The sequence below is a fragment of the Devosia sp. genome, assembly GCF_017307565.1.
Classification (GTDB): domain Bacteria; phylum Pseudomonadota; class Alphaproteobacteria; order Rhizobiales; family Devosiaceae; genus Devosia.
The window spans coordinates 1-6,525 of sequence record NZ_JAFKHD010000500.1; the positions used below are offsets into that span (position 1 = coordinate 1).

Below are 6,525 nucleotides of genomic sequence, written 5' to 3' on the forward strand. Positions count from 1 at the left end.
CTTTTCTCGCCCGCGAGCTACGACGAGCAGAAGTTCGGAACGCTCGAGAAGAAGCCAGGGATGACTATTGCTGTCTCGGTCGCACGGCCGGAAAGCCGCGGCACGATCATGGCGACCTCGCCCGATCCGCTCGCGCGCCCCGCCATCCGGCCGAACTATCTCGCCGTCGAGAACGATCTCGCCGTTTCCGTCGCGGGTCTCAAGCACGCGCGCCGCATTTTTGCCGCGCCGACGTTCGCGCCATACGTGGAAAGCGAGACCGTGCCCGGCAAGGGCACAGTCACCGATGCCGATCTAGCGGCTTTCGCGCGCAAAGTCGGCGGCACGCTCTATCACCCCGTCGGTACGTGCCGCATGGGCGAGGATCCGCAAGCCGTGGTCGACTCGCGCCTGCGTGTGCGTGGGCTCTCGGGCTTGCGCGTGATCGACGCCTCGGTCATGGCCACTTCGCTGCTGCTGACCGAAACACCGCCGGAGAAGTTGAACCGTCCAAGCGGCGTGCCCGTCGACTGGCCAAGCCACCCGAGCGCGCGGCTCAGCGAGGGCGCCGAAACATCGGCCTTGCCCGCAACAGCCCCTTCCGCAGACAGCGTCCCCGAGAAATTCGCATTGAGCGGCTGTGACTTGAGATCGACCGCCAGCTTACCCGGCTGGCCCCAGAGGAGATCAGCCAGTGCCATCGTCGTTGCAAAGCCCAAGGCCTCGCCGTTCCAGCGCGCTGTGCCCGAAAGCGAAAGCGGCTGGCGCACATCGTCAACCTTCGCCGTCAGCTCCAGCGCATCAATGACATCGGACCCAGCTCCCGCCAGCCCGGCGAGCTGGGCGACCTGCACCCGCCCGCCACCGACCGAGACAGTGCCCCGCACATTGATGGAGTTGCGAATGTCCTCAACATTGGCGCCCCAGAACGCGTATTGGAGCTGCGAGGATACCTTGCCGCTCACCGGCGCGCTCTGCCCGGCCAGCTTCAGCACCTGCCCGATATCGATGGCCGAAACATCAAGCGAACCGCTCGACTGCGGCCTGTCGCCATTCACATCGGTCGCAAGGCTTGCTGCAAAACTGCCCCCCGCGATCGCCGCCGACTTGGCCGAAGTGTTCAATTGCCCATTGCGCAGTTGCGCACCGAGAACCACGTCCTTCGCCAGCGCATCGCCGGCCTTGATGCTGGCCGCGCGCAATTCCACATCGGCGTCGATATTCCTTAGCCCCGCCAGGTTCGGCCCCGGCTGCGCGCCTGTCGAAGCGCCGCCTTCAATGGCCGCAGCCTCGCCCGCAGGCTGAAAATCGGAATAATCGAGATCGCCCGCATCCACCCGCGCCATGACGAAAGGGCGATCCCCCGGCGCGTAGCTGACATCGAGCCGCATCTTCTGGCCACTGCTGTCGATTTCCCCGCCGCTGATCCGATAGCTGCCGTCCTCGGCAAGCTGAATATTGCCCGACGCACTGAGGTTCGCGAGCAACGGGTGCGGCGGCTGGTCGAGCTTGCTTGAAAATTTGAATGCCGCCGGCTGCCGCGCCAGGAGGTCGCGCAGTGATCCAATCTCGGTCGAAACCTCAACCTTGCTCCCATTCATCAGGCCCGACACGGTGAACGAAGCCGGCCGATCCACTCCGGGCACCGAGAGGCGCAGATCGATGGCGCTGGCGATCGGCTCGATCCCATCGCCCCGCCGCGACGCCACCTCGCCATCGCTGACCACCACCTTGTCGATGGACAGCCGTTCAAGAAACCCTGCCAGGGTCTCAAAGATATCGCCGCCACCAGGCTCGACCGGCGCCGGCTGCGCCGCCCCGCTGGCTTCACCCAGAAGAATGCGCGGACTCTCGAGCGCAATGCCGGTAACCCGAACCTGGCTCGAAAACACCGACATCAGATCGACCGACGCCACCGAGCGCGCCGCCGTTACCGACGCCGCCCCGTCTGCCGTCGCATAGGACATGTCTTCGATGACGATGCCGAAATCGGGCACGATGGAAAAATGGATGGGGCCGTTAAAGGCGATCTCCGCCCCCGACACTTCGGAGAGTTGGCGCGCAAGGCCCTGCCGCATGCCATCCGAGTTCAGCGCCATTGGTAGCGCGAATACAGATCCGACCAGCACCAGAACGAGAACCGCTGCGATAATTGCGATCTTCTTCATGCCAAACCCCTTCGGAATCTTCTTCTCGGGAGCGAGACATGCTCTGTCGCTCCCAGTCACGCCAGTGAGAATCACCATGGTCGTTCAATGGTTGACCACTACTAAACATGGGCAAGATGAAGGCCATATCCGGGCCTCAAAGGCCGCAAAACCGGCGGCGCGCGGGCCTTTCCCAAATCCGGCTTGGCAGCCCACGGCAAACATGATCCAAGCCAAGAGCGCTAATTGCTGTGGGGGCATTATGAAACGCATCCTGTTCGTCGGTGCGATCCTTGTCGCCCTCGGTGCTGTATTCCTGTTTCTGAACAGAGATACTGACGAGATCAGCGATGCCATCGCCGGCGTCGCCAACGACTATGTCGAATGCTCCGCCTACTATCAGCGCACCGCCGATGTGCTCCTCGCCGAAGGCGACACAGAGACCATGGAGCAATATCGCGAACGCGCAACCCTGGCGCTCGATACGGGCTCGGCGCTCTCCGGCAAGCCCGGCCTTGAAATGCTGAAGGATCGGAACCGCATGGTTTCAACCCTCTTCAAGGATCAGAACGACCTCGGCGAACTCGCGAGCCGCTACGACGACCGTTGCCTGCCGCTGCTGGACGACTAATATCTCCCAGGGAGATTTTGGGGCCTCCGCACCGTCGTCCGCCCAGTGGAGGGCACTATGCTTCGCCGCACCATTCTGGCGGGGGCTATAGCCCTCGCTTTTGCCACCACGCCTCAATTGTCGGTAGCGCAAACCATGTCTGAACGTCCCCTGCACCAGGCCGCCGCAGCCAACGACGCCGCGGCGATCTCCCAATTGCTCGCCACCGGAGCGGACATCGAGGCACGCAACGACAAGGGCGAGACCGCCCTGCTGGTGGCGACCCATGCCGACAATGTCGAAGCCGCCGCAGCCCTCATCACAGCCGGTGCCGACGTCAACGCCAAGGACGGCATCGAAGACAGCCCCTATCTCTACGCAGGCGCCCGCGGTCACCTCGAAATCCTCAGGCTGACGCTTGCCCATGGTGCCGACCTCAAGAGCATCAATCGCTATGGTGGCACAGCCCTCATTCCCGCCGCCGAGCGCGGCCACGTCGAGACCGTCCAAACCCTCATAGACGCCGGCGTCGACGTCGATCACATCAACCGGCTTGGCTGGACGGCTCTCCTCGAAGCGATCATTCTCGCCGATGGCGGCCAGCGCCACCAGGAGATCGTCGATCTGCTCATCAAGGCCGGGGCAGACGTCGATCTACCCGATTTCGACGGCACGACGCCCCTCCAGCACGCCCGTAGCCGCGGCTTCAAGGAGATCGAGGCCGCCCTGCTCGCGGCCGGAGCCAAGTGAAGGAAACAGCCGTGACCGACGAAAACCGTTTTCTCAATCAGGCCATCGATCTCGCCCGCGCCAATATCGGCAAGGGCGGTCGTCCCTTCGGTGCCGTTCTCGTCCGCGATGGCGAGGTCATCGCGACAGGCGTCAATGAAATCCACAGCAGCAACGACCCCACCTCCCATGCCGAAATGAACGCCATCCGCGCCGCAAGCCAGGCGCTCGGCTCACCAAATCTCTCCGGCGCCGCGGTCTATGCCAGCGGCCACCCCTGCCCCATGTGCCTCGCGGCCATGCGGCTCTCGGGCGTCGAGCGGGTCTACTACGCACACTCCAACGACGATGGCGCCCCCTTCGGCCTCTCCACCGCCGCCATTTACGACGACCTCGCCAAGCCGCTTGCCGAGCAGTCGATGACCATCCGCTATGTCCCGGTCCGCCAGACCGATCTCCCCGACCTCTATGCCCAGTGGGCCGAGACACAGGGCAAGCGCTGAGGGTTTTTGACCTCACGTCATTAGCCAGACTAATGACGCATAAGAAAAATTAAATTGCCTAACGACCCGGCTGGCATTAGCGCAGCCGACCCATGATCTCCCCTTGGGGCAAGGGGTCGGGCGCATGCCAATTGCGGCCCGCTATTTGTGCGGATGTGGGTCCGCTTGTCGTGAGGGTACGCAATTGAATATTTTCGCCGCCGTTACCGAGGGCAAATGGGAAGCACTTCCCGCCAACTGGGTGTTCATCGATGACGACGCCTTCGTGCCGCAGGCCGATCAGGCCTCGCACCGCGTCGTGCTGGATGGTCCGGCCACCGGCCAGCTCGTTTCCGAGAGCGTGCGCAAGGGCGTTGGCCTTTTCGCCGCCGAAGTCCGCGCCGAGCCCGGCTTCCGCCTCACCACCGACCAGCGCGTCACCCCCGGCACCCTCCATATCGGTTGCGTCATCAGCGGTCAGGGCACATTCGCAAGCCCCGGCAAGCAGCAGGACCCGCAGCACTGGCGCGGCTCGGGCACCATCATGACCATGGTCCCGGCCGACGATCGCCTCGTCTACCACGTCGAGATCGACCAGCCGATGAGCGGCCTCGGCATCAATGTCGAGCCCGATGCGCTTGCCGCCATGTTCGGCAGCGACGAGCTTCCGCCAAGCCTGCGCGACATTTTCGAAGGCAGGATCACGCCTGTCGCCACAGTCACCAAGGCCCGCTTCGATCCTGCCCGGATCGCCAACGACTTGCTTCGCCCCGACTTCGCCGGCTCCCTCATGAGCCTTTATCGCGAAGCCAAATCCCTCGAATTTCTGACCCATCTCCTGGGCTCGCTCGAAAGCGCCATGCCTGCCGGCCCGGTGGACCTCTCCAAGCGGGTTCTCACCAAGGTCGAGGAAGCGCGCGACCGCCTCGTCTCCGATCTGCGCAATCCGCCTGGCCTGCACGATCTCGCCGGCGCTGTGGGCCTCACCGCCAAGGTGCTGAACCAGGGGTTCCGAACCCTCTACGGCACGACGGTGTTCGACTATCTGCGCGATACGCGCCTCACCGCCGCGCGCCGCATGATCGAGGACGGGCTCGAAATGCCGCTCAAGCAGATCGCCTGGCAGGTCGGCTACGGCCAGGCCAGCAACTTCGTCAGCGCCTATCGCCGCCACTTCGGTGCCCCGCCACGCCGGCTCAACCGTCAGCGCAGCCTGGCGCAGTAAAAGGCGATTATGCGCCCGGGCGGAAAGCTATGGGCGCAGAAATCGGCATTGCCAGGGATCATGCGCACCAGCAAACCCTGCCCCGAAACATCGAGGCAGGTCTAAAAGTGCAAACCAATCTGAACATGATCCCGGCGCCCCTGCCAGAATGGGTCTTTCGGTACCAACCGCCGAAAGACCTGCTGTCCACGCGACCTCCGGCGTCTTCCCGAAAGCCCTAGGCGAGCACCAGCCGCAGCCCCTGCAACACGCCGGGATCCTCGAAATGCGCCGCCGGCTCGCCATTGGTCACGAGCACATCGATATCGCGCAAATGGGTCACCACATGCGGCGCCTTGCGTTCGAACTTGCCCTCGTGGGCCACCAGCACAACCTGGCGTGACTGAGTAAGAATATCGCGGGTCAGGTCGACTTCCATTGGGTCGAATTCGAGCACCGCCCCATCCCGATCGATCGCGCTGGCCCCGATAATGGCAATATCGAACTTGAACGTCTGCCGGCTCGCCCCACCCAGCGTCAGCACCGAAGTGTCCTTGTTGCGCACATAGCCGCCATAGACATAGACGGTGGCATCGGTGTGCAGCGCGCAGGAATAGACGACTTCGAGATTGGGCGTCGCGATCAGCACACCCGGAAAATCAGCGATCACGCTATGCAGCGTATGAAACGTCGTCCCCAGCCCGACAAAGATCGTCGCGCCATTGAACAGCAGCGGCCGTAGCGCCTCGACCAGATCGCGCTTGATCTCGACTTCGGTATTGTGCCGCTCGCTATAGGTGTAGCGCGCAACGCCGGGCGCCGCGAAAGCCCCGCCGAACCCTTTGACCAGAAGGCCACGCTCCCCCAAAACCTTGAGGTCGCGCCGGATCGTCTGGGTCGTTACCGAAAACTGGCCGGCCAGCTCCGAAACGGAAACGGCCCCATTGGTACGGACCGCCTCGAGAATCTGCGCCTGACGCTGATTGAGGTCGCCGACGGCCGATTCTCCGTCGTCCGACCCGCCATAGCCCCCGTCCAGCCGGACATGGCCACTCATCTCAGGCGCACACCGAGATAGGAGCGGTCATCCGTCAAAACCGTAGCAGTCGTGCCTTTGGTACTCATGTAGCGATCGATCTTGTGCAGGTCTTCGGCCTCCACCTCGCGGAAAGCCTGTTCCCAGGCCGCGACGCCAAAGCCATCCCCCAGCTTGAAGTAGCCATCGGAAAATAGCTCAATCGTCTCCACATCCGCCAGAGAATAGCTGCGCGTCTCCACATATCGTCCCGGCACCGCAAAGCCATCGAGCCCGCCATAACCAAGCACCGGCTCCGTGACGTTCTGGAAATCGCCCTGCGCATAGCAGATGCCGCC

Annotated in this window: 7 protein-coding genes and 2 pseudogenes; 5 read left to right on the forward strand and 4 right to left on the reverse strand. The window is 63.4% G+C overall.

All coding sequences use genetic code 11. The annotated features are described in order from the left end of the window. Window positions 1-207, reverse strand: a 207-nt coding sequence (locus tag J0I64_RS21750) for a hypothetical protein (protein WP_291412245.1), incomplete at its 3' end; no start/stop codon positions are given. Between J0I64_RS21750 and J0I64_RS22700 the strand changes: the two are divergent. Beyond that, window positions 109-390, forward strand: a pseudogene (locus J0I64_RS22700) (GMC oxidoreductase); the annotation flags it as partial. The gene J0I64_RS21750 and the pseudogene J0I64_RS22700 sit on opposite strands and share 99 nt — an antisense overlap. On the opposite strand, the gene J0I64_RS21755 reads toward J0I64_RS22700, so the two are convergent. Then, the gene (locus J0I64_RS21755; RefSeq protein WP_366933773.1) at window positions 333-2,225 is read right to left on the reverse strand and encodes an AsmA-like C-terminal region-containing protein; all 1,893 of its coding nucleotides are present in this window, start codon (window positions 2,223-2,225) and stop codon (window positions 333-335) included. The pseudogene J0I64_RS22700 and the gene J0I64_RS21755 sit on opposite strands and share 58 nt — an antisense overlap. A 163-nt stretch (window positions 2,226-2,388) precedes the next feature. Here J0I64_RS21755 and J0I64_RS21760 point away from each other — a divergent pair, with 163 nt between their 5' ends. The 4 genes from J0I64_RS21760 (at window position 2,389) to J0I64_RS21775 (ending at window position 5,172) form a co-directional block, all read left to right on the forward strand. Next, window positions 2,389-2,757, forward strand: a complete 369-nt coding sequence (locus J0I64_RS21760) for a hypothetical protein (RefSeq protein WP_291412248.1) — start codon at window positions 2,389-2,391, stop codon at window positions 2,755-2,757. Window positions 2,758-2,892: 135 nt separating this feature from the next. Next, a complete protein-coding gene (locus J0I64_RS21765; RefSeq protein WP_291412256.1) occupies window positions 2,893-3,486 on the forward strand; it encodes an ankyrin repeat domain-containing protein in 594 nt (197 codons plus the stop codon). Window positions 3,487-3,497: 11 nt separating this feature from the next. After that, the gene (locus tag J0I64_RS21770) at window positions 3,498-3,968 is read left to right on the forward strand and encodes a nucleoside deaminase (protein WP_291412250.1); all 471 of its coding nucleotides are present in this window, start codon (window positions 3,498-3,500) and stop codon (window positions 3,966-3,968) included. 184 nt (window positions 3,969-4,152) lie between these two features. Continuing rightward, entirely contained in the window at window positions 4,153-5,172 is a 1,020-nt protein-coding gene (locus J0I64_RS21775; RefSeq protein ID WP_291412252.1) for an AraC family transcriptional regulator, read from the forward strand. Between the two features lie 217 nt (window positions 5,173-5,389). On the opposite strand, the gene J0I64_RS21780 is transcribed toward J0I64_RS21775, so the two are convergent. Then, window positions 5,390-6,208 carry a DeoR/GlpR family DNA-binding transcription regulator gene (locus J0I64_RS21780; RefSeq protein WP_291412254.1) on the reverse strand — a complete coding sequence of 273 codons (819 nt, stop codon included), beginning with the start codon at window positions 6,206-6,208 and terminating at the stop codon, window positions 5,390-5,392. Further along, window positions 6,205-6,525 (reverse strand): annotated as a pseudogene (locus J0I64_RS21785) (hypothetical protein); the annotation flags it as partial. The pseudogene J0I64_RS21785 and the gene J0I64_RS21780, both read right to left, overlap by 4 nt.

What these genes read in the sequence shown, in the direction of transcription:
- J0I64_RS21755 (WP_366933773.1), bottom strand. Translation starts at nt 2,225, where the DNA reads ATGGTGATTCTCACTGGCGTGACTGGGAGCGACAGAGCATGTCTCGCT.
- J0I64_RS21760 (WP_291412248.1), top strand. Translation starts at nt 2,389, where the DNA reads ATGAAACGCATCCTGTTCGTCGGTGCGATCCTTGTCGCCCTCGGTGCT.
- J0I64_RS21765 (WP_291412256.1), top strand. Translation starts at nt 2,893, where the DNA reads ATGTCTGAACGTCCCCTGCACCAGGCCGCCGCAGCCAACGACGCCGCG.
- J0I64_RS21780 (WP_291412254.1), bottom strand. Translation starts at nt 6,208, where the DNA reads ATGAGTGGCCATGTCCGGCTGGACGGGGGCTATGGCGGGTCGGACGAC.